The sequence below is a fragment of the Butyrivibrio sp. XPD2002 genome, from assembly GCF_000423945.1.
Taxonomy (GTDB): Bacteria; Bacillota; Clostridia; order Lachnospirales; family Lachnospiraceae; genus Butyrivibrio.
The window spans coordinates 256,847-283,800 of the sequence record NZ_AUIY01000001.1 but is presented as its reverse complement, the minus strand read 5'-3'; the positions used below and the strand labels follow the sequence as shown (position 1 = coordinate 283,800).

Sequence of the window (26,954 nt, the reverse complement as noted above, 5' to 3'; positions counted from 1 at the left end):
GTGACAGATGAGGAATTTGAAAAAAGGAGTCTAACTTATGCAGTTAACAGGAGCGCAAATAGTTTTGGAATGCCTTAAGGAACAGGGTGTTGACACTGTTTTCGGATATCCGGGCGGAACAATTCTTAATGTATACGATGAACTTTACAAACAGCAGGATAAGATAAAGCACATTCTGACATCTCATGAGCAGGGTGCTTCCCATGCTGCTGACGGTTACGCAAGGGCAACAGGTAAGGTGGGTGTTTGTCTCGCAACAAGCGGCCCTGGTTCAACCAACCTTGTAACCGGTATTGCTACAGCTTATATGGATTCAGTTCCGCTTGTAGCAATTACCTGTAATGTTAACCTTCCACTTCTTGGTAAGGATACCTTCCAGGAGGTAGATATCGCCGGCATTACCATGCCTATAACAAAGCATGGCTATATCGTAAAGGATGTAAAGCAGCTTGCAGATACAATCAGAAAAGCCTTTGATATTGCAAGAAGCGGACGTCCCGGTCCTGTTATTGTTGATATTACAAAGGATGTTACAGCTAATAAGTGTGACTATAAGCCTGCAAAGCCTGTACATAAGGAAAAGCCTGTTAAGTACACAGAGGAGGATATCCAGACAGCTGTAAAGATGATCGAGCATGCCAAGAGACCCTTTATCTATGTAGGTGGCGGTGCTGTTATATCAGGTGCTGATAAGGAGCTTCTGACCCTGGCTGAGAGAATACAGTCTCCTGTATGCGATACACTTATGGGTAAGGGTGCCTTCAGCGGTCACAACAGCCTTTATACCGGAATGATCGGTATGCATGGTACAAAGACCTCCAATTTCGGAGTAAGTGAGTGCGATCTTCTTATAACTCTTGGTGCAAGATTCTCTGACAGAGTCATTGGTAACGCCAAGACCTTTGCAAAGAAAGCAAAGATCCTGCAGATAGACATTGATGCAGCTGAGATCAATAAGAACATCCACGCTGACTATTACATTGTAGGCGATCTGAAGGAAGTCTTAACAAAAATAAATAATAAGCTTACTCAGCAGAATCACGCTGAGTGGATTTCACACATCAAGGAATACGAGAAGAACTTTCCACTTGATTATGATAAAAATGCACTTACATGTCCTTACGTAATCGAAACACTGGATAAGCTTACAAACGGAGAAGCAATCGTTTCAACAGATGTTGGTCAGCATCAGATGTGGACTGCTCAGTTCTATAAATTCAAGACTCCCAGAACCTTCCTTACTTCAGGTGGTCTTGGAACAATGGGCTACGGCCTTGGCGCTGCCATAGGTGCAAAGGTAGGTATGCCTGATAAGACTGTTGTAAATATTGCAGGTGATGGCTGCTTTAGAATGAATATGAACGAGCTTGCAACTGCAAGCAGATACGATATTCATGTTATTGAGATCGTGATAAACAACCAGGTACTTGGTATGGTCAGACAATGGCAGAACCTTTACTATAACCAGCATTATTCAAATACAGTTCTCACTGATAAGGTTGATTACTGCAAGGTTGCTGAAGGTCTTGGCTGTATGGCTATCAGAGTAAAGAAAAAGGATGAGGTTGAGCCTGCTCTTAAAAAGGCTCTGGCTGCAAAAGGACCAGTTCTTATTGATATCGCCGTTGATTCAGATGATAAGGTATTTCCTATGGTTTCACCCGGTGGTTCAATAAGCGAAGCTTTTGATGAAAAAGATTTAGAGGGAAAGGATAGAGCATAATCTGTCAAAGTATAAGGTATGAAAAAGAGGGGAATTCTATACATAATATTGGCGTTATCTGCGGGACTTTGTCTGACATTGTATCTGCTTTTGGGCTTTTACTACACAGACAGCTTTTCCTATGGCACATGGATCAATGAGGTCTATTGCACTGGAAAAACTCCTGCGCAGGCCAATGAGGAACTTAAAAACCATTCCTTCTACAACGGAATGGTGGTCACAGGCATGGATGGGGAGGATTTTTTTGTCGACTCCGGAGCCATAGATTACAGTGTGGACTATCTTGAAGAGCTTACGCAGATGCTCGACAGACAGAATCCGATTGCCTGGGGACTTAATATGTTTAAGTCTAAGGATAGGGAAATTATTGGTAATCCTACATTTGATGAAGAGAAATTAAAGGCTCTTCTTTCAACGTGGGGCATTTTTGATGTCCAGGATAAGGATATCTATGAGCTGAAAAAGGATGATGAAGGCTATTATCTTGTAGAAAACGAGATTAAATCAGCTAATTTTGATAAGTATTTCGAGAATATCAAAGCCGGTCTCTATAACAGACAGTATGCGTTGGACCTCAGCACCGATGAGGAACTGTATGACATTGCAACTGCATCCGAAGAGGATGAAAAGCTTTATGACCTTTATCAGAAGATTGAAAAGGTTCAGAATCTCAAGGCTTCCATAAAGATCGGTGAAGCAGAGATTTCAGCAAAGCCGTCTTCAGTTTCTGAATGGATGGTCACAATTGATGAGCTTACAAAGGCTCAGAATGAAGAGCTATCTGATGAAAATCCCGGGGGTGGAATGTTCCTTGCTGGAGATAAGGTTATTGAATTCCCTGACAAATACAAGATTGAAGAGAATTTTGTTACGGATGAAGCCGGAAACATTCTTCTTAGCTGCTCCAAGATATATGATTTCCTTGAGAATAGCCTTAGTTATGTCGATACTAATAAGTGTATAGACAGATTCCAGAAGGATGGAAAAGGCCTCATTTATGTCAGCGGCAATAAAAATGGTAAGCTCTATGATATTGCCAAGGAATATACCAGCTTTGTAGAGGCAGTTACAGGCACAGGCCCTGAGCAGACCGAGGTTACCTTCCCGGGTAAATCCTTTGTCATAGATGGCACAGAGCTTGGTAAAGAGTATATCCTCGTTGATATGGGGAACCAGCATCTTAGATATTATAAAAATGGCAAGGTTAAAATCGAGTACGATATAGTAACCGGTAATACAGGGCTTGGAAGAGGTACGCCGGTTGGACTTTTCCATATTTATAACAAGAGATACCATACAATTTTAAGAGGCGTTGATTATGCTTCTTACGTTAATTACTGGCTTGGAGTTAATAAGGGAATAGGCATTCACGACGCTACCTGGAGAAAGGATTTTGGCGGCGAAATATATAAGCATTCAGGATCTCACGGATGTATAAATTCGCCTCTCGAACTGATGGAAAAGCTATATGAAACCGTGGAAGTAGGCGTTCCAGTATTATTATATTATTAGTTCTTTTTATATCAGGAATTATTTGTTGTTATGGAAGAATTATATCTGCAACCATGTCATATAACTTCAATCATCGCTTTGTTTTTAAGAAAAAACAACGTAAAAAAGACACACTTTATAGATTTTTAATTGTTTCAACGAGTCAGATGCCGATAAGTGCTTTTATTGTTGCAAATCTTCACAGGATGATTGGAGGGGAAGAGGTGCTAAGCAAGATCCCTGCTGACTTTTTGCTGTTTTTTTATGTTCTATTATTTTTAAAGAAAATTTGTATTTAAGAGAAAAAAGTGATGCTAAAAAGCATCACTTTTTTTGAATTAGTTTAATTAAAATGATTAAATAACATCAATTATGGAATATGTAGTTGACAAAAAATATTTTACGGTTAAAATGAATTTAACTTTAAGAAAAACGAAAAATAAAAATCATAAAAAATTATGATTTTTGAAAACGATCCATAGGAGGAAAAAACAGTGTCCAGAGTTTACAATTTTAGTGCAGGTCCGGCAGCACTTCCGGAAGAGGTTTTAAAACAGGCTGCAGCAGAAATGCTTGATTACAATGGCAGTGGTATGTCCATCAACGAGATGAGCCACAGATCCAAGGCTTTTGATCAGGTTATCCAGACTGCTGAGCAGGATATCAGGGATCTTATGAACATTCCCGATAACTACAAGGTATTATTCCTCCAGGGTGGTGCAAGTCAGCAGTTCGCTGCAGTTCCCATGAACCTTATGCAGAATAAGAAGGCTGCATACATCGTAACTGGTCAGTGGGCTAAGAAGGCTCTGGCAGAAGCTAAGAAATACGGAGATGCTGTAGAGGTTGCTTCAAGTGCAGATAAGACCTTCTCATATATTCCTGATTGCTCAGATCTCGCAATTCCTGAGGATGCTGATTACGTATACATCTGCGAGAACAACACAATTTATGGAACAAAGTTTAAGAAGCTTCCCAACACAAAGGGACACATCCTTGTATCTGATGTATCCTCATGCTTCTTATCTGAACCTGTAAACGTAAATGATTACGGCGTAATCTATGGCGGTGTTCAGAAGAACGTAGGACCTGCCGGTCTTGTTATCAGCATCATCAGAGAAGATCTCATCAGAGATGATGTTCCGGATTATGTCCCTACAATGCTTAAGTGGAAGACTCAGGCAGATAACGGTTCTTTATACAACACACCTAACTGCTGGGCTATCTATATGTGCGGTCTTGTATTCAAATGGCTTAAGGCACAGGGCGGTCTTGAGGAGATGAAGAGAAGAAACGAAGAGAAGGCAGCAATCCTCTACGACTTCCTTGATAACAGCAAGATGTTCAAGGGAACAGTAAGACCTGAGGACAGATCACTTATGAACGTTCCTTTCATCACAGACAGCGAAGAGCTCAATGCTAAGTTCATCTCTGAGGCAACTGCAAACGGTCTCGTAAGCCTTAAGGGCCACAGAACAGTTGGTGGTATGCGTGCTAGTATCTACAACGCTATGCCTAAGGAAGGTGTTCAGAAGCTCGTTGACTTTATGGAGAGCTTTGAGAAAGCAAACCAGTAATTTCAATCTGAAGGGAGATTATAAATAAAATGTTTAAGTATAAATGCCTTAATCCTATCGCAAAGATTGGTCTTAACAACTTCACAGACCAGTATGAAGTAGTTGATAATATCGACGATGCTGATGGCGTTCTTGTAAGAAGCGCTAACATGAACGAGATGGAGTTCTCTGAGAACCTCCTTGCAATCGCAAGAGCAGGCGCAGGTGTAAACAACATCCCTGTAGACAGATGTGCTGAGGAAGGTATTGTTGTTTTCAATACTCCCGGTGCTAACGCTAACGGTGTTAAGGAGATGGTTATTGCAGCAATGCTTATCGCTTCCCGTGACATCATCGGCGGTGTAGAGTGGGTTAGAGCAAACGCAGGTGATCCTGAGATCGCAAAGCTCACAGAGAAGACAAAGAAAAAGTTTGCCGGAACTGAGATCGCTGGTAAGAAGCTTGGTATCATCGGCCTTGGAGCAATCGGTGTAAGAGTTGCCAACGCAGCCAGAAACCTTGGTATGGAAGTATTTGGATATGATCCTTATCTTTCAGTAGATGCTGCATGGAGCCTCTCATCTGATGTTAAGCACGTTACAAATGTAGATGATATCTATTCAAAGTGCGACATCATCACAATCCATGTTCCTGCACTTGACAGCACAAAGGGCATGGTTAATGCAGAAGCAATTGCAAAGATGAAGAAGGGCGTTATCATCCTTAACCTTGCAAGAGACATTCTTTGCAACGAGGCTGATATCCTTGCAGGAATCAACTCCGGCAAGATCAGAAAGTATGTAACAGACTTCCCGAACACAGTTACATCAGGGCACGACGGCTGTATCGTAATTCCTCACCTTGGTGCATCAACAGAGGAGTCAGAGGACAACTGTGCTGTTAAGGCTGTTCTTCAGATGAAGGATTACCTTGAGAACGGTAACATCGTTAATTCAGTTAACATGCCCCGCTGTGAGCAGGGAATCTGCACAGGTCCCAGACTTGCTATCATTCACAAGAACGTTTCCGGTATGATCGGAAAGTTCACACAGGTTCTTGGTAACGCAAACTACAATATTTCTAACATGACAAACAAATCAAGAGGCGATTATGCTTACACTATTATCGATGTAGAGAGTGGTATCTCAGATGATCTTGTAAAAGAAATCGAGAAGATTGAAGACGTTATCAGAGTGCGTGTTGTCAGAAAAGATGTATAATAAATAAGACGTTTACAGGCGCAGGGTAAAAGCCTTGCGCCTTAATCTTTTATTACTGAGAGGTGAAAAATGGCTGATATAAGAGCATTTGCTGCGTACAGACCAAATGAGGAAGTAGCTTCAAGAGTTGCAGCGCTTCCCTATGATGTTTACAACAGAGAAGAGGCTAGAGTAGAAGTACAGCGCGAGCCTATGTCATTTCTTGCAATAGACAGACCCGAGACTCAGTTTCCTGAGGACTACGACATGTATTCAGAGGAGGTATATCAGAAGGCACATGACATGCTTTGGGAGAAAATTGAGAACGGGACCTTTGTTCATGAAAATAAGCCCTGCTATTACCTTTACGAGCAGACCATGAACGGCAGAGTTCAGACAGGTATTGTTGCCTGCAGCTCAGTTGCTGATTATGAGAACAATATTATTAAGAAGCATGAGAATACACTCGCCAAGAAGGAGGCAGACAGAATCCATCATGTTGATTCCTGCGACGCCCAGACCGGTCCGATTTTCTTATGCTATAGAGAAAATGCTGCTATCCGTGAGGTCATGGAAAGAGTAAGGAATCACGAAAAGCCTGTCTATGACTTTGTAACTACTCAGGATGTAAAGAGCAGAGTTTTCGTTATTTCCAATGATAACGACATAAAAATAATTGCTGATGCCTTTGCGGGTATGGACAGTATCTATATCGCTGACGGTCACCACAGATGCGCCTCTGCAGTTAAGGTAGCTCAAAAAAGAAGAGCTGCGGATCCTGATGCAAACGGCAATAAGGAATATGATTTCTTCTTGTCTGTTTTATTTTCAGATAAAGAGCTTATGATCATGGATTACAACCGCGTAATAAAGGACCTCAACGGACTTAGCGAGGATGAGTTTAAAGACAAGATAGCCGAAAAATATGATATAACCGAGGAAAAGGAAGCTGTGAAGCCTTCAAAGAAGGGTGAAGCAGGAATGTACCTTGGAAAGAAATGGTACAGACTGAATGCTCATAAGGATATCATGTCTGAAGATGCGGTTGACGGCCTTGATGTAAGCATATTGCAGAACAACGTACTTACACCGGTTCTTGATATCAGCGATCCCAAGAACGATCCGAGGATAGATTTTGTCGGCGGCATCAGAGGCCTTGGTGAGCTTGAAAAGAGATGTGAAAAGGACTGCGTTCTTGCATTTTCCATGTATCCTACAGATATCCATGAGCTCTTTGCGGTAGCTGATGCAGGAAGGCTTATGCCACCCAAATCAACCTGGTTTGAGCCAAAGCTTTTAAGCGGTTTATTTATACATGCTATTTGAAGCAAATAACATCTATTTCACTTGACTTTACTACTATTAATGATAAGATGTTTTTGCCTTTATAAAAAGAATTAGCAAGGGCAGTATGCAAAAGGCATACCGCCCTTTTTATTCGATATATTTTAGAGCCGGAGGTTTGTTCAAATTGAATCTGGACCGTCAGAGAAAAGCGCCTGTATATGAAGCGCTTGAGAGATTTAGAAAACAGAGAGTGGTGCCCTTTGACGTACCTGGACATAAGAGAGGTCGCGGTAATGCGGAATTAGTGCGCTTTCTTGGAGAACAGTGTGTTGGTATCGATGTAAACTCCATGAAGCCTCTGGACAATCTTTGTCATCCCGTTTCTGTAATTAAAGATGCTGAGGAGCTGACTGCTGATGCTTTTGGAGCAGAGCATGCTTTCTTAATGGTAAATGGAACTACCAGCGCTGTTCAGGCCATGGTTTTATCATCTGTTAAGCATGGTGAGAAAATCATCATGCCAAGAAATGTCCATAAGAGTGCCATTAATGCTCTTATCCTGTGCGGTGCGGTTCCCGTATATATTGATCCCAAGGTTGATACAAAGCTTGGAATTCCGCTCGGAATGGAGCTTTCAGATGTAGAGGCTGCTGTCAGGGAAAATCCTGATGCGAAGGCAATTCTTATCAACAACCCTTCATATTATGGAATATGTTCTAATCTGCAGGCTATTGTTGACCTGGCTCATGCAAACGGCATGAAGGCTCTGGTTGATGAAGCTCACGGAACTCATCTTTATTTTGGACCAAACCTACCTTTATGTGGTATGAAGGCTGGTGCTGACATGGCTGCAATCAGTATGCATAAGTCAGGTGGGAGCCTTACCCAGAGCTCAATTCTTCTTTGCGGCAAAAATGCTAATATAGGATACATAAGCAGAATCGTTAACCTTACACAGACCACAAGTGCAAGCTATCTGCTTATAGCTAGTCTTGATATTTCAAGAAGAAACCTTGCTCTTCATGGACATGATTCCTTTGAGAAGGTTACAGGAATGGCAAAATATGCAAGGGAAGAGATTAACGAGATTCCCGGCTATTATGCCTATGGTCACGAGCTTATAAACGGCGGAAGTATCTATGACTTTGATGAGACCAAGCTTGTTGTAAACACAAGAGGTGTCGGCCTCACCGGAATTGAAGTCTATGATCTTCTTCGTGATGAATATGACATACAGATGGAATTTGGTGATTTATCAAACGTTATGGCGTATATTTCCATCGGTGACAGGCTTCAGGATATCGAGAGACTCGCAGGAGCACTTTCAGATATCAGAAGACTTTACGCTAAGCCAGAGCAGAGCTTTTTCTCTGCAGAATATGTAACACCTATAGTTAAGGCAACTCCTCAGGAGGCCTTCTATGCTGAGAAGGAAGCACTTCCCATAAGAGAGACTGTTGGAAGAATCTCTGCGGAATCAGTTATGTGCTATCCTCCGGGAATTCCGATCATTTCTCCTGGTGAGGTGGTTACAGAGGAGATTCTTGATTACATTATGACTGCCAAGGAGAAGGGATGCTCCATGCAGGGACCTGAGAGTGAGGACATTTCCGAATTACAGGTTTTAAAGTAAAAGAAAGGATGATTGACTATGGCTGAAATGGATTATTGGTTCAGTGATATGCATACGCAGAATGTTAAGATCAGCATTCGACTTGCGAAGCAGCTTTTTTCAGGATCAAGTGAATTTCAGAGAATAGACGTATTTGATTCTCCGGAATTTGGTAAATTCCTTGCTTCTGACGGTAATATTATTTTTTCAGAAAAGGACGAGTTCACTTACGACGAGATGATAGTTCATGTGCCTATGGCTGTTCATCCTAAGGTTCAGAGAGTCCTTGTTCTTGGCGGCGGCGATGGCGGTGTTGCCAGAGAACTCAGTCACTACGAAGAGATCAAGGTTATTGACGTGGTTGAGCCTGATAATATGTTCGTCGAGGTTTGTAAGCAGTACTTCCCGGACAATGCCTGTGGTCTTGATGACGACAGAGTTCATATCTATTATCAGGACGGTCTTAAGTACCTCAGAAAATGTGAGGATATGTACGACCTTATTATCAACGACGTAACAGAACCCCTGGGACATGAGGCCGGACTTTTCACAAAGGAATTCTACGGCAGCTGCTATAAGGCTCTTCACGATGATGGAATCATGGTTTACCAGCACGGAAGCCCGTTCTATGACGAGGACGAGGAGAGCTGCAGAGCAATGCACAGGAAGGCCTACAGAGTATTCCCTATTAACAGGGTTTATCAGGCACATATTCCTACCTGCCCTGCAGGATATTGGTTATTCGGATTTGCAAGTAAGAAATATCATCCCTTGAAGGACTTCAATCCTGACAGATGGGATGAGAGAAATATAAAGACCTGGTATTACACAACACATCTTCACAAGGGCGCATTCATGCTTCCTAAATACGTTGAGGATTTGTTGCAGGAAGAAGAGGCTATGTCTAGATAATCCATCATATGCAAAGCCTTCCCCTTTTTGGGGGGAAGGTGGCACGAAGTGCCAGATGAGGGTAATTAGGAGGATAAAAAATGAGTAGATTATTAGTAATTGGTTGTGGCGGTGTTGCACAGGTTGCAATTCAGAAGTGCGCACAGAACAGCAAGGTTTTCACAGAGATGTGCATTGCATCACGTACAGTAAGTAAGTGTGATGCTCTTAAGGAAAAGCTTGAGAAGGCAGGCACACCTGTTAAGATTACAACAGATACAGTAAATGCTGATGACGTAGAGGATATCAAGAGAGTTATTACCAGCTATAAGCCTGATGCAGTGCTTAATGTAGCACTTCCTTATCAGGATCTTACAATCATGGACGCATGCCTTGCCTGCAAGGTTGATTATATTGATACAGCTAACTATGAGCCTGAGGATACAGACGATCCGGAGTGGAGAAAGATCTACGAGAAGCGCTGCAAGGAGAAGGGCTTTACAGCATACTTTGATTACAGCTGGCAGTGGGCTTATTTTGATAAGTTCAAGGAGGCAGGTCTTACAGCTCTTCTGGGAACAGGCTTTGATCCCGGCGTAACCTCTGTATTTACAGCTTATGCAAAGAAGCATTACTTTGATGAGATTCACTATATCGATATCATGGACTGCAACGGTGGCGATCACGGCTATGCTTTTGCTACCAACTTCAACCCTGAGATCAACCTTCGTGAGGTTTCTGCAAACGGAAGCTACTGGGAGAATGGACACTGGGTTGAGACCAAGCCCATGGAGATCAAGAGAGAGTATGATTTTGCTCAGGTTGGTAAGAAGGATATGTACCTTCTTCATCATGAGGAGATCGAGGCTCTTGGAAGAAACTTCCCTGAGGTTAAGAGAATTCGTTTCTTCATGACCTTTGGCCAGAGCTATCTTGATCACATGAGATGTCTTGAGGATGTCGGAATGCTTTCAACAAGTCCTGTAATGTTCGAGGGAAGAGAGATTGTTCCTATCCAGTTCCTGAAGGCACTTCTTCCTGATCCTGCAAGCCTTGGCCCCAGAACCGTTGGTAAGACCAATATCGGTTGTATCTTCCGCGGTATCAAGGATGGTAAAGAGAGAACAATCTACATCTACAACGTATGTGATCATCAGGAATGCTACAAGGAGCTTGGCTCACAGGCTATCAGCTACACAACAGGTGTACCGGCAATGATCGGTACAGCTCTTGTTGTAACAGGTCAGTGGAAGAAGCCCGGCGTATTTACTACAGACGAGTTCGATCCCGATCCGTACATGGAAATGCTTAATGAGTATGGGCTTCCCTGGGTTGTTGAGGAGAATCCTACACTTATCGATTGATAAAAATAATGAACATAAAGAAAAATCAGGGCAGGCTATGATGGCTTGTCCTGATTTTATTTATATGCACAGACGCGTGCATGAAAGGCATATTGAAAATACAAATAATCAGTCGTCCTTAAAAACCTTACTCAAAGCGCGAAGTACATCGCTGGCCATGAAGGGCTTTACGACGAAATCCTTTGCACCCTTCTTAAGAGCAAGCACAATCATTGGCTCCTGCTTCTGGTCAGAGCACATGATAACGTTTGCCTTAGGGTCAAATTCCATTACTTCCGTAAGTGCATCAATACCGTTCATTTCGGGCATATTAATATCGAGAATGAGAAGATCAGGCTTTTTATCCTTGAACAGATCTACAGCCTGCTTACCTGTTTTTGCTTCTCCGATGATCTCATATTTTTCCTTGTCCAGTGATGATTTAAGCATTTCACGCATAAATGTTGTATCGTCAGCTATTAGAATTCGTTTGCGCATTTTAACTCCAATCCCTATGAATCAGACAATAGTTTTATATTAAAAAATCTCCTATAAAATATTATTACAACAAAATTACCTAATATCCAATAAAAAAGAGTTACAATTTCATTAAAGAAAAATAAATTCTGATTTTGGTCTGATTTTAGTTACAGCTACATAAAAATGAAGTAAAATGATTGTGCAAATTTTATAGGAGAGTAGCTAATGGAAGAGATGTTTTCAAGAACCGGCCTTCTTTTGGGAGAAGATGCTATAGAAAAACTCCATAACAGCCACGTTGCTATATTCGGCATCGGAGGTGTTGGCGGCTATGTGTGTGAAGCCCTTGTACGAAGCGGAATCGGTTCATTTGATCTTATAGATAGCGACACTGTAGCTGAAAGTAACTTAAACAGACAGATAATCGCTCTAAAAACAACTATTGGGAAATATAAAACAGAGGTTATGAAGGAGAGGATGCATGCAATCAATCCTGATGTGAAGGTAAATATACATAACTGTTTTTATCTTCCCGAAAATGCCGATGATTTTGATTTTAATAAATATGATTATGTAGTTGATGCGGTGGATACAGTTACCGCAAAGCTTGAAATCATAATGAGAGCAAAGGAATGTGGCACACCTGTAATAAGTGCCATGGGCGCCGGCAATAAGCTTGATCCCTCAAGATTCAGGGTGACTGACATTTATAAGACCAGTGTCTGCCCTTTATGTAAGGTTATGAGACGCGAGCTTAAAAAGAGAAATATTAGAAAGCTTAAAGTTGTATTTTCTGATGAAGAACCAATTAAGCCGGCTGTAAGAGCGGAGGATGCCGCAGAACTTAAGGCATCAGGCTCTTCAAGAAGAAGTACACCCGGAAGCACCGCATTTACACCTGCTGCCTGCGGACTTGTTATCGCAAGCGAGGTGGTGAAGGATTTACTTAAGGAAGGATGCTCTGATAAATGAACAATCTAAAGACTCCGGTCTATGTTATAGATGAAAAGAAACTAATAGAAAACTGCAGAATTTTAAAGGATGTACAGGAAAGATCCGACGCGAAAATACTTCTTGCTCAAAAGGCATTTTCAGCCTACAGCACTTATCCGGTAATTGCTGAGTACCTTGCAGGAACCACGTCATCCGGTCTTTTTGAGGCAAAGCTTGCCTGTGAGGAGTTTTACACTAAGGAGCAAAGAAAGCACCTTGAAGCTTCAAACATAACCTCAAGTACAAAGCTTCCTGAGATACATGTTTTTGAGCCAGCGTTTGGCGATGAGGAGATGAAGGAAATATGCGATATAGCTGACCATCTGGTTTTTAATTCCATAAATCAGCTTGAGCATCACAGAGCTGTATGGGAAAAGGCTGTTAACGAGAAGGGCTCAAACGATGAACCTAAAGTAAGAAACGGCTTTTCAGTAGGTATAAGGGTAAATCCCGAATTCTCAACTCAGGATGACCATGAGATATACGATCCCTGCGCTCCTGGATCAAGACTTGGAATAAGAGTCTGCGATCTCGGGGACAAATTACCTGATGGCGTAGAAGGACTGCACTTCCATACTTTATGTGAGCAGGGCTTTGAGCCCTTAAAGGAGACCTTTGAAGCCTTTGAAAAAGCCTTCGGGAAGTATTTGCCCGGTAAAAATAATGACAGTCATCTTAAATGGATAAATCTTGGCGGCGGACATCATATCACAAAGCCCGATTACGACAGAGAAGGTCTCATAGAGCTTGTTAAATATATAAGAAACACCTATGGGCTCCAGGTATACCTTGAGCCCGGAGAGGCAATAGCTCTGGATGCAGGATATGTTATAACTACTGTCATGGACATTGTTACTACAGAGAAATATCCTGTACTTATCCTTGATACATCTGCTGCATGCCATATGCCTGATGTGCTGGAGATGCCCTACAGACCTCCGCTTAGGGATGGCGGCGAGCCAGGAGCGAAGAAGTATACTTACAGACTTTCATCAAGGACCTGCCTTGCCGGAGATGTCATAGGCGATTACAGCTTTGATAACGAAATAAAAATAGGTGACAGGCTCTGCTTTGAGGACATGGCTATATACAGCATGGTAAAGAACAACACCTTTAACGGAATGCCATTACCTGATATAGCTGTGCTTCACGAAGATTCCTCTACGGAGGTTGTGAAAAAATTTGGCTATGATGATTTCAAATGTAGGCTGTAACAGACTTTATAAACACTCGAATTTATGATATTATGCTAACAGTTAATTGACGGAGGTAGAGGAAATATGAAAAATGTTACAGTTTTGGATCATCCTTTGATTGAACATAAATTGTCCATCTTAAGAGACAAGCACACAGGTACAAAGCTTTTCAGAGAGCTTGTAGGTGAGATCGGAGCTTATCTTGTATATGAAGCTATGCGTGATGTTCCGCTTGAGGAGACAGTAGTTGAGACTCCTATTAAGACAATAAAAATGGGAAGACTTAACGAAGATAATTATGCATTTGCTCCTATCATGAGAGCTGGAATGGGACTTCTTGACGGAGTACTTAAGGTTATTCCCAATGCGAAGATCGCTCACGTAGGAATGTACCGTGATGAAGAAACATTCGAGCCTGTTAATTATTTCTTTAAGGCTCCCGAGGATATCGGTGAGAGAGAGGTTATTATCCTTGATCCCATGCTTGCTACAGGCGGTTCTGCCTGCGATGCAATCGAGCTTTTCAAGCAGAAGGGCGTTAAGAAGATGAGATTTATCTGCCTTATCGCTGCTCCTGAGGGAATTGACAAGGTTGTTTCAGAGCATCCTGATGTACCGATCACTGTTGCTCATATTGATGATTGCCTTAACGAGAACAAGTACATCGTTCCCGGACTTGGTGATGCCGGAGATCGTATTTTTGGAACAAAATAATTAGTTGTTATTAAATATAAAGCTGGAACCCTTTAAAGTATTTCTTTTTAGTAAGTTCCAGCTTTTTTAGAGGTTAGTGACAATATGGCTGATATGATTACACCTGGTAAAGATGGATATAGCATGCCTGCAGAATATGATCTGCATGATGCAACAATAATGATATGGCCGGTAAGACCGGGAAGCTGGGGAATAGACTCAACTGCTGCAAAGAAGGCCTTTTGCAGGATATTTTCTAAAATAATAAAGTCTGAGGTTCTCTTTGTCCTTGTAAACGAGAAGGACGCTTATGAGGCGAAGGACTTTATTAAAAGAAATACCATGAATTTAAAGAAAATATTTAACGTAAGGAGCGATGATAATAAAATCATCCAGATAAATCCCAGGGACACAGGTACAATCTACCTTGTTGAAATGGAGACCGATGATGCGTGGGCAAGAGATGTAGGTCCTACCTTTGTTCGAAATGAAGAGGGTGACATCAGAGGAATAGACTGGGCTTTCAATGCATGGGGCGGACACGTGGATGGCCTTTATGCAAATTGGGACAAAGACGACCTTGTAGCAAGCAGCTTTTGTAAGCTTATTGGAAAAGAATGCTATGACGCTCATCCCTTTGTACTTGAAGGCGGATCCATACATTCTGACGGTGAAGGCACTATCATGGTTACCGAGAGCTGCCTTTTGAGCGAAGGAAGAAACCCTTTCCTTAGTCAGTATGAGATCGAAAATAAGCTGAAGGAATACCTTGGGGCAGAAAAGGTTTTATGGCTCCCTTCCGGAATTTATAACGATGAAACCAACGAGCACGTAGACAATGTCTGTGCCTTTGTGGCTCCCGGTGAGGTGGTTCTTGCATGGACAGACAATATGCTTGATCCGCAGTTTGACTTATCGCTTTCATGCTATGAATATCTTAAGGGCGAGACTGATGCCAGAGGACGTCAGATAAAGATTCATAAGATGCCCATACCTGAAAATCCTGTTTGCGTCACTGAAGATGATGTTGATAATTATGATTTTGAGGACGGCGAGGATGAACGCGAGGAAGGCGAGAGACTTGCCGCAAGCTATGTGAATTTCTATTTTACAAACTCATCAGTGCTTGTTCCTGCCTTTGGTGGAGAAAACAAGCAAAGCGACCTCATGGCCGTAAATATACTAAAGAAGATATGCAAGAACAGAGAGGTTGTCTCTGTTCCTGCAAGAGATATTCTTCTAGGAGGCGGCAATATTCACTGCATTACTCAGCAGATTCCTGCAAAGGTAAGTAATATGAAACGCAAGACCGTCAATTTCGAATAAGAGAGGCTAACAACATGTATAAGGACTATTCATCTACAACAGTTGCGGCAATACAGTTTGCCTGTGGTAAGGAAGCCTATAATAATCCGGAGATGTCGGATTATGAGCTCGTCAGAGCCAATATCAAAAAAGCTGATAAGCTTGTAAGAAGAGCTGCTTCTCAAGGCGCTCAGATAATTCTTCTTTCAGAGCTCTTTGAAAGACAGTATTTCTGCCAGGAAAGAAGATATGACTATTACGATTTTGCAACTACTACAGCAAAAAATACTGCAGTTCAGCATTTCAGGGATGTCTGCAGAGAGCTTTCAGTCGTTATGCCCATTAGCTTCTATGAACGTGAAGGTAATGTCCTTTATAACTCAGTTGCAATGATAGACGCTGACGGCGATATTCTTGGAGTTTACAGAAAAACTCATATTCCGGATGACCATTATTATCAGGAAAAATTCTATTTTACTCCCGGAGATACAGGCTTTCATGTATTTGAAACCGCTTACGGAAGAGTCGGTATAGGTATCTGCTGGGATCAGTGGTTCCCGGAGACTGCAAGATGTCTTGCACTTCAGGGTGCTGACATTATCCTTTATCCTACAGCCATCGGCTCAGAGCCTATTCTTAACGTGGACAGCTCGGGACACTGGCAGAGGACCATGCAGGGACACTCTGCAGCGAACATTATTCCTGTTGTTGCAGCAAACAGAATTGGTACAGAGAAGGTTATTCCTTCAGAGGAAAATGGTGGTCAGCTTTCATCACTTAATTTCTACGGACACAGCTTCATGACTGATGAGACCGGAGATATATTAAGACAGGCAGGAAATAACACTGAAGAAATCATTATGGCAGTTTATGACTTTAACGAGATTCGTCAGAACAGATTGTCATGGGGACTTTTCAGGGACAGAAGGCCTGAATGCTACAAAGAAATTACCGATTGATTATATACTTTACCGAATTAAAGCGGTGCTCTTTTCATTTGTTATATAGTGTTATATAATTTCAAAGCATGTGTTTTGACATGTAAAAATGTTCTATGAGGTAGTTGTATGACACTAACTGATGGGGAGAAAAACGGCGTTTATCTTGTAAAGGAGATGAACGTTGAACAGGACGTCTATTCCAAAAGACTTAAGTCCATTGGGATCAAATACGGATCTCACATTAAAGTTATTAATAAAAAAGAACGCGGCGGTCTCATCGTTCAGGTTGAGAAAAAACAGATAGCATTATGCCGCAACGTAGCTTCCGGAATAATCGTGGAATTCGAGAAAAAGGAATTCCCGGAGGTTATGTAGAAGGAGAGTTATGGCACAGAAGATCAGAACCCGTTACGCACCGAGCCCTACGGGAAGAATGCACGTTGGCAATCTCAGAACAGCTCTTTATGAGTTCCTTATTGCCAAGCATGAGGGCGGTGATTTCATCCTCAGAATCGAGGATACAGATCAGGAGCGTTATGTTGAAGGCGCTACAGAGATCATTTACAGAACACTTGAGAAAACAGGACTTATCCATGACGAAGGTCCTGATAAGGATAAAGGCGTAGGCCCTTATGTTCAGAGTGAGAGACAGAAGGAAGGACTTTATCTTAAATATGCCAAGGAGCTTGTTGAGAAGGGTGAAGCTTATTATTGCTTCTGCACACCTGAGAGACTTTCTACACTTGTACAGGTTATCGATGGCAAGGAAGTAAGCAAGTACGACAAGCATTGTCTCCACCTCTCAAAGGAAGAGATTGAGAAGAACCTCGCTGAGGGAATGCCTTATGTAATAAGACAGAACAATCCTACAGAGGGTCAGACAACCTTCCACGATGAGCTTTACGGAGATATCACAGTTGAAAATGCAGAGCTTGACGACATGGTTCTTATCAAGTCTGACGGCTATCCTACATACAACTTTGCAAACGTTGTTGATGACCACCTTATGGGAATCACACATGTTGTAAGAGGTAACGAGTATATCTCTTCATCACCTAAGTACAACAGACTTTATGATGCATTTGGATGGGAAGTACCGAAGTACATCCATTGTCCTCTTATCACAGATGAGGATCATCATAAGCTCAGTAAGAGAAGCGGACATTCTTCATTCGAGGATCTCGTTGAGCAGGGCTTCCTTACCGAGACAATTGTTAATTTTGTGGCGCTTCTTGGATGGTCACCTGATGACAATACTGAGATCATGAGCCTGAACGAGCTTATTGAGAAGTTTGATTATCACAGAATCAGTAAGTCTCCTGCAGTCTTTGATTATACAAAGCTTCGCTGGATGAACGGCGAATATCTCAAGAAGATGGATGAGGATGAGTTCTACAAGCTTGCAGAGCCCTACATGAAGAAAGTTATCAAGAAGGATCTTGATCTTCATAAGATCTCAGCTATGATCAAGACAAGAATTGAGATATGGCCTGATATTCCGGACATGATCGACTTCTTCGAGGAGATGCCCGATTACGACGTATCTATTTACAAGCATAAGAAGATGAAGACTGATGAGGCTTCATCACTTGCAGTATTGAAGGATCTTCTTCCTATTCTTGAAGCTCAGGAGGACTACAGCAATGACGCCCTCTATGCAAGACTCCAGGAATACATCAAGGAGAAAGAATACAAGAACGGCTATGTACTCTGGCCGATTCGTATAGCAGTTTCAGGTAAAGCCATGACTCCCTGCGGTGCAACCGAAGCAATGGAAGTTATTGGAAAGGAAGAGACTCTTAAGAGATTAAAAGAGTCTATTGCCAAGCTTGAGGCCTGACCTGAATGTAAAATGTAATTCCGCTCAGAAAAGTGCAATAGAGCACTTTGAAGGACCTGCTTGTGTTATAGCAGGTCCAGGCAGCGGTAAAACCTTTGTTATTATTCAGCGGATACTTAATCTGATCCGGAAGGGAGTTAGTCCCGGATCGATCCTTACGATAACCTTTACAAAGGCAGCTGCCATCGAAATGCAGCAGAGATTTATTAAAGAAACTGATTCCATGTATCCGGAGGTTCTCTTCGGAACATTCCATTCCATTTTTTATCATATTTTAGACAACAGAAATTATTCAATTTTAAAGGAGCCTGATAAGTACAGGATTCTTTCGCATATCCTGCAGGGGAAGGATTATGACAATGAATCTATTAGGCTTATTCTCTCTGAGATATCAAGGCTTAAAAATACGGGTGAGCCAATAGAAAACCGTGATAAGGGTGTACCCTTTTACGAGGGCTTCCCTGAAATTTATTCTGAATACTGCGAGATTCTAAAGGAGCAGTCATTAATGGATTTTGATGACATGGTGCTTCTGTGCAGAGATTATCTGATAGACAGACCTGATATAAGAAAGAAGTGGCAGGATAGATTAAAGTTCATTCAGATTGATGAATATCAGGATATAAATAAGATGCAGTTTGAGGTTGTAAGGCTCCTTCTTAATGAAAAGAATAATCTTTTTGTGGTAGGCGATGATGACCAGGCTATATATGGCTTTAGAGGATCTGATCCTAAATTAATGCTGACCTTTGAGGAGTATTTTAAGGACGCAAGAAGGATAATTCTTGATACGAATTACAGATGCGCCCCTGCCATATTGGACGCTTCAAAGCTTGTGATCGACGAAAACAAGATAAGGTATAGAAAAGACATTAAATCCGGCAAATGCCAAAATGCAGGGATTTTCAGAGGTGCATCATTCACAGACAGAAGTGAACAATATAAAGGCATAATCCGTAAGCTTAATTCCATGAAGACGAATATGCAGCTCTCCGACATCGCAATAATCGTAAGGACAAACACTGAAGCTACTGGTATTGCCAGAATACTAAACGATGCAAATGTACCTTGTCTTTACAAGGAGAAAATAGTTGCACTTCATGAGAAGCCGGTTGTAATGGATATTTTATCTTATATGGCCTTTGCCAAGGCAGGCCAGAAGCGAAGCGACTTTATACGAATCATGAATAAACCTGTAAGATATATCTGCAGAGAATGCTGTTCCAGGGAGATAATAAAAGAAAGCGACCTTACAATGTATTACCAGAAAAAGGGGAAGCTAAGAATGACCACTACAGTGCAGAAGTTCTTCAGGGATATGAAGCTATTATCAAAGCTTAGTCCAAAGGGCTCGGTTCACTTTATAAGAGGGTACCTTGGCTACGATAAATACCTTAAGGAAAAGTTCATTGGAAATGAAAAGGTGTGGACCATTCATAAGGAGGAGCTTGATGAATTCGAGAAGCTCTGCGCCGGCTTTAAAACCTATGAGGATTTGATTGAGTATCTGGAAGATACCTCCAGAGTTCTTGATAAGATGCGAAATACTAAGATTGTAAATAAAAGCGGTGTTAGGATAATGACTATGCACGCATCTAAGGGACTTGAATTTAAGGCTGTTTTCCTTCCGGACTTAAACGAGGGCATCGTACCATCGAGGAAGAGCATAACCAGTGAGGAAATTGAAGAAGAGCGGCGTATGCTTTATGTTGCTATGACAAGGGCTAAGGAGGAGCTTTATCTTAGCTTCGTCAAAGGCACCAAGGAAAATCCCATGAGAATGTCAGGGTTCCTTAGGCCTGTTCGGGATATTTTTGATGCCGGTATAGATGTTAAATAACTATAAAATAATAGAAAATAGTGCGGTATTTTGATAGAATAATCCTAGTTTTAAATATTTGTTGGAGGGTAATTATGAAAAGGAAATACGTAAAAGCTTTAAGGCTTTTGACCGGGGCTATGGTCTATATGATGGTAGTTACCGGTTGCGGCAGTAGCGACGGGGCTTATGCTACAAAAAGCATGGATGAAAGCTACGCTACAGAATCAGCCATGGAGGGCGGAGTATACGATGCTGAATACGAAGAAGCCTATGATGAGGGCTCTACTAACAGCAGCACCCAGGCTGAGGAGATAACAGAAGAAAAGTCATCAGCCAAGCAAAAGCGCAAGCTCATTACAAATATGAGCATGAACACGGAAACAAAGGAGTTTGACAAGACTGTTGATTTCCTTCAGAAGAGAACTGAGGAACTCGATGGCTATGTAGAAAGCTTTAGTACTGATAAGAGCTCCTATTCAGAAGAGCGCACAGCTAATCTTACTCTTAGGATTCCCGAGGAAAAGCTTTCAGGCTTTGTGACAGAGGTTGCAGATGTAAGTAATATCACTTCCCAAGAGATGAATGTTACTGATGTAACTTTAACCTACGCAGATCTTGAAAGTCACAGGAATGCACTTCGTGCTGAGGAAGAGCAGCTCCTTACTCTTATGGAGAAAGCTGAAACCATTGAAGATATCATGACTATCCAGGATAAGCTCACGGATGTACGCTATCAGCTTGAGTCAATGGAGTCACAGCTACGAACCTATGATAATCAGATCACCTACAGTACCTTAAGAGTAACTGTCCGAGAGGTTATTGAATATACACCCGAGCCTGTTAAGAATCCTTCCTTCTGGGAGAGAGCAAGGGATGGCTTCCTTGATAACTGTGAAGGCGTAGCAACCTTCTTCAAGGAATTTGCACTGCTTATAATCACTCATTTGCCTGTGATTACGATCCTGATAATCATTGTTATCATCATCATTGCTATCGTAAGATTCGCAAATAAAAAGAGTAAGGAGAGACTTGCCAACAGACCTCCTGTTATGCCGGGACCTGTACCCGGTGGTATGCCGCCTGTTCGTCCAAACGACAAGCCTAATCAGGGAACTGCACAGGGTAAGAGCGTACCTCCGATTCCTCAGGGACCTACCACCTATGGAAAGTCATCTATAGAGGATAAATCTGAGACAAAAGATGAGACACCTAAGAACTAAATGATGCTTTGAATGCCCTTGGAAAATTATAAATTCCAAGGGCATTTTTTTCTTATATTTTTTTAATAACTGAGATTATTGTTATTGAAAACCGCTAATGTTATGATGAAAAAAAGTAATTTTATAAGTGGGAGTATGTTGATTATTAAGCATTTTACGGAGATGTTTGCCGATGCTTAGAGAGGCTCTTGAACGGTTCAAGAAAGAAGAAGATAAGTACTTCGAAATCTGTGAACAAAGCATAATTCAAATGAATATGTCTGTTCAGAGAAAGATGTCTGTTATTCTTGTGGGCATCTTCCTCATAATGCTCATCATCGCAAGGGCTTTACTTCAGGGCTTTCGCGTTCATAAGACATACTATGCGCTTTTTACACTTATTGTTGTATTTTTTATTACAAACCAGTATTTAAAGGACAGAGTTGTATCGATGAAAATGTGCCGGGCAGAGTCCGTTTTCTTTTATGGCCTTTTATATCTGGCACTTATCAGTATCGATATTCTTCCTTACAAAAATCAGCCTGCCGGCTTGTTTCCGTTTTTCCTCATAATGTTTTCGATCATTTATATAGACAGGCTGAAGCTATATATAGTTTTCGATCTTTCGCTGGCTGCGGTATTTTGCGTACTTTGCTTTATCTGGAAGGAAAATTTTTATTCCTCCAGAGATGTTTTTTCAGTTATTTCCTGCCTTTTTGTATCCGCAATCAGTACGACCATTCTTGTAAACCTGCGTATCAGAGAGGCACTTAATGCAGCAAGTCTCGTGGATCTTGGAACTAAAGCTGCAGAAGCAGAGGCTAATGCCATAGCGGCAAATGGTGCAAAGACACAGTTTTTATCCCAGATGTCCCATGAGATAAGAACTCCCATAAATGCCATTTTAGGTATGAACGAGCTGATCATCAGAGAATATGATGATCCGGATCTTAAAAAGTACACTCACGGCATTAAAACTGCGGGCAACACTCTTTTGGCTCTTGTAAATGATGTACTTGATTTTTCAAAGATCGAAGCAGGAAAGATGGAGCTTTATAACGTCGACTATGATCTTGCAGATATGATCTCGGAGCTCATCAATATGGTCGATGAAAGAGCCAAAAACAAAGGACTTAAATTAAATGTCGTTGTAAACAGCCAGACCCCGCATCTGCTATATGGAGATAATGTAAGACTTAAGCAGATAATACTTAATATTCTTACTAATGCAATAAAGTATACGGAGCATGGCGAAGTAAGATTTGCCGTGGACTATATTTCCGGCGGACACCTTGATGTTCAGGGAATAATCGGGCTTAAGGTATCAGTATCTGATACCGGTATTGGTATCCGCGAGGAGGATATGCAAAAGCTCTTTGCTCCCTTTGAGAGACTTGAAGGATCCAGAAACAGAAATGTAGAGGGCTCAGGACTTGGAATGAGCATCGTACAGAAATTCTTACAGCTCATGAATTCTGAGCTACACGTTAAGAGCGAATATGGAAAGGGCTCAACCTTTTCCTTTGTTGTAAAGCAAAAGGCCAGAAGCTGGGAGCCTATAGGGGACTTTAAGGTCACCTATGAAAAGATCATTCAGGGCGATAAGAAGTACAAGGAGCTCTTTACAGCTCCGGATGTTGATGTTCTCATTGTTGATGATAATGATGTAAACCTGGTGGTTGCAAGGAATCTTTTGAAGGATACGCTGGTAAACATTGATACAGCCGCATCCGGTAAAGAAGCGCTTGAGATGTCCATGGAAAAGAAATACGACATCATGCTAATTGACCACAGAATGCCTGAGATGGATGGAATGGAACTCCTGTGGAGACTTAAGAGCGATGAGAATAATCCTAATAAGGATACACCGAGCATAGCACTTACGGCCAATGCCTTTGCGGGGGCAAGAGATGTATACCAAAAGTCAGGCTTCCAGGATTATCTTTCAAAACCCATTATCGGTGATAACTTAGAGAGGATGCTCATTAAGTATCTGCCTGAAGAAAAGGTCAATACCGACGGCGGAAAAGAGAAGGTAAAGAAGAGGCCTGTTAAAATAATAAAACAGGTGATCACGACTAACGCTGTTGACAATGTAGCTGATATAAAGGAGCTACGAGAGAACTACAGCGACGATAAAGAGCTTTACGATGCAATTGGACTACTGATGCACAGGGCGAACATGGACTAAATTGTTTCGGAGGTTAAAGTGAACGAAAAAGTTTTGATAGTTGACGATTCCGAACTGGATAGATTTTTTATAAAAAAGCTCCTTGGTTATCTGGGCATTGAGTCAGAGGAGGCTGAGGGCGGAAAAGAGTGCTTGAAATCAGTCCGCTCAAATGAGTATGCGCTGATACTTATGGATTATCTGATGCCGTCCATGACCGGAATAGAGACTCTGAACAAGATAAGAGGAAGTAACGGAAACAAAAATGAATCAACTCCGGTTATAGCCCTTGTATCACCGGATGATCCCGACGAAGGAAAGCTTTGTTTGGAAGCGGGATTTGCCAATTACCTTGATAAACCTGTTGATTTTAAACAGCTTACAGCAGTTCTTATCATGTACTTACCTGACAGCGTGCGAGGTGACCTGAAGCTACCGACCGAAGATAAAAACAGCATTCAAGGACCTATAACCGCAGCGTCTATGGCTGCGAGAGCTCCAGAACCAGAACCTGAGCCTGCCGGAAACGATACGCTAAAGGCTTTGGAGGGTGTCGCTGAAATTGATGTACAAAAGGGTATTTCACTTTGCGGCTCGGAGGATGGATATCTGACAGCCCTTGAAATTTTCTATACATCAATTGATGTAAAGGCTGATGAAATAGAGAACTATTATAACAACGAGGACTATAAGAACTATACAATAAAGGTTCACGCACTAAAGAGTTCAGCCAACCTGATAGGTGCCCTGCAGCTATGGCAGGATGCGAAGGACCTTGAGGAAGCAGGAAACAATAACAATATTGAGAAGATAAAGAACGAAACGGATGCTCTTTTGACAGCCTACAGGTCATTTAAAGAAAAGCTATCATTTTTGTCCAATGAAAAAGAAGAGGAAGAAAAGCCTCCTGTTGATGAATCAGCTTTAAATGACGCATACGCATCTCTTAATGAATTTATAGATGCCATGGATTTTGATCTTGCCGATATGGTCATAAAATCCATGAAGGATTATAAGCTGCCGGAAAAGGATGACAAGATTTTCAAGGAAATGGAAAGACTCTTAACCGGGCTTAACTGGGAAGACATGAAGAAGCTTATAGATGAGAGATAGGATTCGGAGAAAACTATGGCTAAGAAAGTTACTATCATAAGTTCAAATGAAACCTTTATGGTAAAGGGACTTATCATGAAGTTGCAGGGCGTCGGAATTGAGGCAACCTTCTCTTCAGATAAGGTTGAGGATCTGCAGAAGAATCAGGAATCTGCTAATGTTTTCATCTATTATCTTGATGAAATCGTACCAAAATCCCTGATCTATCTTAAGGATCTGTGCCTTGAGACCCACAGGCAGGTAATTTTCATAAGTAATCCTCTTGAGTACGAGGAGGCGCTTACGTATCTTCCTGAGTCCCATGTCCACAGCTTCTTTGAGAGACCTCTCCAGATGGATGCTTTCATCGAGACCATGGATAAATTCTTCATGGACGTGATGATGGAGACTAATAAAAAGAGCATTCTCATAGTTGATGATGATGTCACCTATATGAGAACCATCAGAGACTGGCTAAAGGACGACTACAAGGTTTCAATGGCTAATTCCGGAATACAGGCGATCACCTGGCTTGCAAAGAACAAGGCTGATCTTATCCTTCTTGATTATGAGATGCCTGTAACACCGGGGCCCAAGGTTCTTGAGATGTTCAAGAGCGATATGAGTATTAAGGATATTCCCGTAATGTTCCTTACAGCCAAGGGCGATAAGGCCAGCATCGTAAGAGTGCTTGCGCTTAAACCTGCGGATTACATTCTTAAAACAGTTGACAGAAACTCGCTTCATCTAAAGATAGACAACTACTTTAGAATGAAATGATTTTTGTGCAAAAAATATTTTATATAACTATAAAGTACTAAGGTAAACCGTCCGATAAATAAATTGGAGTAGTATATCCATATAAGTGACACGGAGGTCACGGGTTCTAAAAACAAAGGAGGGTTTCATATGAATATGGTAAATGGCATTGGTTCCAATATTGCGAGCCAGTTAAGTGCTTATCAACCTAAAAAACGCGATCCCGAAAAAGTTGACAACATGAAAAAGTCGGAAGCTTCCATTGGTATGCAGAAAAACAAACAGGTTTCCGAGAGTCATATCCAGGAAGGCCTTGAGTTATCTGAGGGTGCAAAAAAACTTTTGGACGAACTCAAAGAAAAGTATGGAAATATGGACTTTTTTGTGTCAAACTATTCTTCAGATGAGGAAGCTCAGGATATTATGTCCAGAGGCACTAAGGAATACAGTGTTCTGATCGATCCTGAGACCCTTGAAAAGATGGCTGCCGACGAGGAGACCAAGAACAAATACATGGGTATAATCGAGGAATCCACCGGTAAGCTTGACGAGATCAAGGAACAGCTTGAAGAATCCGGTCAGGAGGTTGAATCCATCGGAATCAATATCGATGCAGAGGGTGCAATTAAGTTCTTTGCAAAGATAAAGGAGCAGAACGAAAAATATCAGAAGCAGGTTGCTGAAGATAAGGAAGCCGCTAAGGCTGAGGAAGAAAAGGCCAAGGAGCGTAAAGAACGGGAGGATGCTTTAGAGAGACTCCGTGACGGACACGGGACTAATCCTTACGGAAAGAAAGAGCCTCCTTATGAGAAAGCCACTACAGTTTACGCTGATTCGGCAGAAGAACTATTAGAAAAAATTCAAAATGTAGACTGGAGCCAGATCGAGGCTACTCCTGTTAAGGGATTTGGTCATAAGATTGACTTCACAGTCTAAACGGAGGTGCTTATGATCTTTTCAGAGATCGCTACAGAGATGAATACCAAGATTCAGAATGACGAGCAGATTACAGTCGACATCGAGCTCGATGACGGAAGAAACGTAACCTGTGCCGTTCTGATAGTACTTACAGTTCAGGAGAAGGATTATATCGTATTATTACCTCTTGATGAGCATGGCCAGAATAATGATGGTAATGTCTGGTTCTATGAGTTCATTCAGAAGTCTAAGGATGAAGAGCCTCAGCTTGGCTACATCGAAGATGATGATGAGTACGAGGCAGTTGCAGATGCTTTTGATGAGTATCTTGACGATATAGAGTTTGATGAACTGATTGACGCTGATCCGGAAGACTGAAAAGACCAGGCAGAGATTGTTTTTAACTATACGAGGCAGTATGGAAAAATTCCATACTGCTTCTTT

24 protein-coding genes are annotated in these 26,954 nt (G+C 41.7%); 23 read left to right on the top strand and 1 reads right to left on the bottom strand.

Annotation, left to right across the window (positions count from 1 at the left end):
- The first annotated feature begins 37 nt into the window (after positions 1-37).
- The 9 genes from ilvB to G587_RS0101135 all read left to right on the top strand — a co-directional run bounded on the left by ilvB (position 38) and on the right by G587_RS0101135 (position 11,123).
- Complete coding sequence (gene ilvB, locus G587_RS0101175) at positions 38-1,723, top strand: biosynthetic-type acetolactate synthase large subunit (RefSeq protein ID WP_026490735.1); 1,686 nt, start codon at positions 38-40, stop codon at positions 1,721-1,723.
- Positions 1,724-1,741: 18 nt separating this feature from the next.
- The gene (locus G587_RS0101170) at positions 1,742-3,235 is read left to right on the top strand and encodes a L,D-transpeptidase (RefSeq protein WP_081679289.1); all 1,494 of its coding nucleotides are present in this window, start codon (positions 1,742-1,744) and stop codon (positions 3,233-3,235) included.
- Positions 3,220-3,513, top strand: coding sequence for a GtrA family protein (locus G587_RS26820; RefSeq protein ID WP_442855746.1), 294 nt, complete (start codon positions 3,220-3,222; stop codon positions 3,511-3,513). Before G587_RS0101170 ends, G587_RS26820 begins: the two co-directional genes overlap by 16 nt.
- A 195-nt stretch (positions 3,514-3,708) precedes the next feature.
- Positions 3,709-4,791, top strand: a complete 1,083-nt coding sequence (serC, locus tag G587_RS0101160; protein WP_026490732.1) for a 3-phosphoserine/phosphohydroxythreonine transaminase — start codon at positions 3,709-3,711, stop codon at positions 4,789-4,791.
- A gap of 29 nt (positions 4,792-4,820) precedes the next feature.
- A complete protein-coding gene (locus G587_RS0101155; RefSeq protein WP_026490731.1) occupies positions 4,821-5,990 on the top strand; it encodes a phosphoglycerate dehydrogenase in 1,170 nt (389 codons plus the stop codon).
- Between the two features lie 69 nt (positions 5,991-6,059).
- Complete coding sequence (locus G587_RS0101150; RefSeq protein ID WP_026490730.1) at positions 6,060-7,295, top strand: DUF1015 domain-containing protein; 1,236 nt, start codon at positions 6,060-6,062, stop codon at positions 7,293-7,295.
- 145 nt (positions 7,296-7,440) lie between these two features.
- Positions 7,441-8,889 carry an aminotransferase class I/II-fold pyridoxal phosphate-dependent enzyme gene (locus G587_RS0101145; RefSeq protein ID WP_026490729.1) on the top strand — a complete coding sequence of 483 codons (1,449 nt, stop codon included), beginning with the start codon at positions 7,441-7,443 and terminating at the stop codon, positions 8,887-8,889.
- Between the two features lie 27 nt (positions 8,890-8,916).
- On the top strand, positions 8,917-9,780 hold the full coding sequence (speE, locus tag G587_RS0101140) for a polyamine aminopropyltransferase (RefSeq protein ID WP_026490728.1): 864 nt from the start codon (positions 8,917-8,919) through the stop codon (positions 9,778-9,780).
- An 80-nt stretch (positions 9,781-9,860) separates the two neighbouring features.
- The gene (locus G587_RS0101135) at positions 9,861-11,123 is read left to right on the top strand and encodes a saccharopine dehydrogenase family protein (protein ID WP_026490727.1); all 1,263 of its coding nucleotides are present in this window, start codon (positions 9,861-9,863) and stop codon (positions 11,121-11,123) included.
- Positions 11,124-11,231: 108 nt separating this feature from the next.
- On the opposite strand, the gene G587_RS0101130 is transcribed toward G587_RS0101135, so the two are convergent.
- Positions 11,232-11,600, bottom strand: coding sequence for a response regulator (locus G587_RS0101130; protein ID WP_026490726.1), 369 nt, complete (start codon positions 11,598-11,600; stop codon positions 11,232-11,234).
- Between the two features lie 207 nt (positions 11,601-11,807).
- Between G587_RS0101130 and G587_RS0101125 the strand changes: the two genes are divergently transcribed.
- From G587_RS0101125 to G587_RS0101060, 14 genes are all read left to right on the top strand, one after another.
- On the top strand, positions 11,808-12,554 hold the full coding sequence (locus G587_RS0101125; RefSeq protein WP_026490725.1) for a tRNA threonylcarbamoyladenosine dehydratase: 747 nt from the start codon (positions 11,808-11,810) through the stop codon (positions 12,552-12,554).
- Positions 12,551-13,789 (top strand): carboxynorspermidine decarboxylase, encoded by a 1,239-nt coding sequence (gene nspC / locus G587_RS0101120; protein WP_026490724.1) that lies wholly within the window; start codon positions 12,551-12,553, stop codon positions 13,787-13,789. Before G587_RS0101125 ends, nspC begins: the two co-directional genes overlap by 4 nt.
- Positions 13,790-13,855: 66 nt before the next feature.
- On the top strand, positions 13,856-14,485 hold the full coding sequence (gene upp, locus G587_RS0101115) for a uracil phosphoribosyltransferase (RefSeq protein ID WP_026490723.1): 630 nt from the start codon (positions 13,856-13,858) through the stop codon (positions 14,483-14,485).
- Positions 14,486-14,569: 84 nt separating this feature from the next.
- Positions 14,570-15,790 carry an agmatine deiminase gene (gene aguA / locus G587_RS20880; RefSeq protein ID WP_051200503.1) on the top strand — a complete coding sequence of 407 codons (1,221 nt, stop codon included), beginning with the start codon at positions 14,570-14,572 and terminating at the stop codon, positions 15,788-15,790.
- Positions 15,791-15,804: 14 nt separating this feature from the next.
- Positions 15,805-16,728: an N-carbamoylputrescine amidase gene (aguB, locus tag G587_RS0101105; RefSeq protein ID WP_155829396.1), complete on the top strand. Its 924-nt coding sequence runs from the start codon at positions 15,805-15,807 to the stop codon at positions 16,726-16,728.
- 108 nt (positions 16,729-16,836) lie between these two features.
- Entirely contained in the window at positions 16,837-17,085 is a 249-nt protein-coding gene (locus G587_RS0101100; protein WP_026490721.1) for a ferrous iron transport protein A, read from the top strand.
- A gap of 10 nt (positions 17,086-17,095) precedes the next feature.
- Positions 17,096-18,550 (top strand): glutamate--tRNA ligase, encoded by a 1,455-nt coding sequence (gltX, locus tag G587_RS0101095; RefSeq protein ID WP_026490720.1) that lies wholly within the window; start codon positions 17,096-17,098, stop codon positions 18,548-18,550.
- Positions 18,531-20,390, top strand: coding sequence for an ATP-dependent helicase (locus G587_RS20875; protein ID WP_081679288.1), 1,860 nt, complete (start codon positions 18,531-18,533; stop codon positions 20,388-20,390). Before gltX ends, G587_RS20875 begins: the two co-directional genes overlap by 20 nt.
- 74 nt (positions 20,391-20,464) lie before the next feature.
- Positions 20,465-21,592 carry a DUF4349 domain-containing protein gene (locus G587_RS23970; protein WP_051200499.1) on the top strand — a complete coding sequence of 376 codons (1,128 nt, stop codon included), beginning with the start codon at positions 20,465-20,467 and terminating at the stop codon, positions 21,590-21,592.
- A 172-nt stretch (positions 21,593-21,764) separates the two neighbouring features.
- The gene (locus G587_RS23965) at positions 21,765-23,762 is read left to right on the top strand and encodes an ATP-binding protein (protein ID WP_051200497.1); all 1,998 of its coding nucleotides are present in this window, start codon (positions 21,765-21,767) and stop codon (positions 23,760-23,762) included.
- Between the two features lie 18 nt (positions 23,763-23,780).
- Positions 23,781-24,854 (top strand): response regulator, encoded by a 1,074-nt coding sequence (locus tag G587_RS0101075; RefSeq protein ID WP_026490719.1) that lies wholly within the window; start codon positions 23,781-23,783, stop codon positions 24,852-24,854.
- A gap of 15 nt (positions 24,855-24,869) precedes the next feature.
- Positions 24,870-25,613, top strand: a complete 744-nt coding sequence (locus G587_RS0101070) for a response regulator (RefSeq protein ID WP_026490718.1) — start codon at positions 24,870-24,872, stop codon at positions 25,611-25,613.
- Between the two features lie 129 nt (positions 25,614-25,742).
- A complete protein-coding gene (locus G587_RS20860; RefSeq protein ID WP_051200494.1) occupies positions 25,743-26,528 on the top strand; it encodes a DUF6033 family protein in 786 nt (261 codons plus the stop codon).
- A gap of 12 nt (positions 26,529-26,540) precedes the next feature.
- Positions 26,541-26,888: a DUF1292 domain-containing protein gene (locus G587_RS0101060; RefSeq protein ID WP_051200492.1), complete on the top strand. Its 348-nt coding sequence runs from the start codon at positions 26,541-26,543 to the stop codon at positions 26,886-26,888.
- Positions 26,889-26,954: the final 66 nt, after the last annotated feature.

Coding starts and splice junctions, on each gene's coding strand:
- G587_RS0101170 (WP_081679289.1), top strand. CDS start 1,742: ATGAAAAAGAGGGGAATTCTATACATAATATTGGCGTTATCTGCGGGA.
- ilvB (WP_026490735.1), top strand. CDS start 38: ATGCAGTTAACAGGAGCGCAAATAGTTTTGGAATGCCTTAAGGAACAG.
- G587_RS23970 (WP_051200499.1), top strand. CDS start 20,465: ATGAAAAGGAAATACGTAAAAGCTTTAAGGCTTTTGACCGGGGCTATG.
- aguB (WP_155829396.1), top strand. CDS start 15,805: ATGTATAAGGACTATTCATCTACAACAGTTGCGGCAATACAGTTTGCC.
- gltX (WP_026490720.1), top strand. CDS start 17,096: ATGGCACAGAAGATCAGAACCCGTTACGCACCGAGCCCTACGGGAAGA.
- G587_RS0101060 (WP_051200492.1), top strand. CDS start 26,541: ATGATCTTTTCAGAGATCGCTACAGAGATGAATACCAAGATTCAGAAT.
- G587_RS0101125 (WP_026490725.1), top strand. CDS start 11,808: ATGGAAGAGATGTTTTCAAGAACCGGCCTTCTTTTGGGAGAAGATGCT.
- speE (WP_026490728.1), top strand. CDS start 8,917: ATGGATTATTGGTTCAGTGATATGCATACGCAGAATGTTAAGATCAGC.
- aguA (WP_051200503.1), top strand. CDS start 14,570: ATGGCTGATATGATTACACCTGGTAAAGATGGATATAGCATGCCTGCA.
- nspC (WP_026490724.1), top strand. CDS start 12,551: ATGAACAATCTAAAGACTCCGGTCTATGTTATAGATGAAAAGAAACTA.
- G587_RS0101070 (WP_026490718.1), top strand. CDS start 24,870: ATGGCTAAGAAAGTTACTATCATAAGTTCAAATGAAACCTTTATGGTA.
- G587_RS0101135 (WP_026490727.1), top strand. CDS start 9,861: ATGAGTAGATTATTAGTAATTGGTTGTGGCGGTGTTGCACAGGTTGCA.
- upp (WP_026490723.1), top strand. CDS start 13,856: ATGAAAAATGTTACAGTTTTGGATCATCCTTTGATTGAACATAAATTG.
- G587_RS23965 (WP_051200497.1), top strand. CDS start 21,765: ATGCTTAGAGAGGCTCTTGAACGGTTCAAGAAAGAAGAAGATAAGTAC.
- G587_RS20860 (WP_051200494.1), top strand. CDS start 25,743: ATGAATATGGTAAATGGCATTGGTTCCAATATTGCGAGCCAGTTAAGT.
- G587_RS0101150 (WP_026490730.1), top strand. CDS start 6,060: ATGGCTGATATAAGAGCATTTGCTGCGTACAGACCAAATGAGGAAGTA.
- G587_RS0101100 (WP_026490721.1), top strand. CDS start 16,837: ATGACACTAACTGATGGGGAGAAAAACGGCGTTTATCTTGTAAAGGAG.
- G587_RS0101155 (WP_026490731.1), top strand. CDS start 4,821: ATGTTTAAGTATAAATGCCTTAATCCTATCGCAAAGATTGGTCTTAAC.
- G587_RS0101130 (WP_026490726.1), bottom strand. CDS start 11,600: ATGCGCAAACGAATTCTAATAGCTGACGATACAACATTTATGCGTGAA.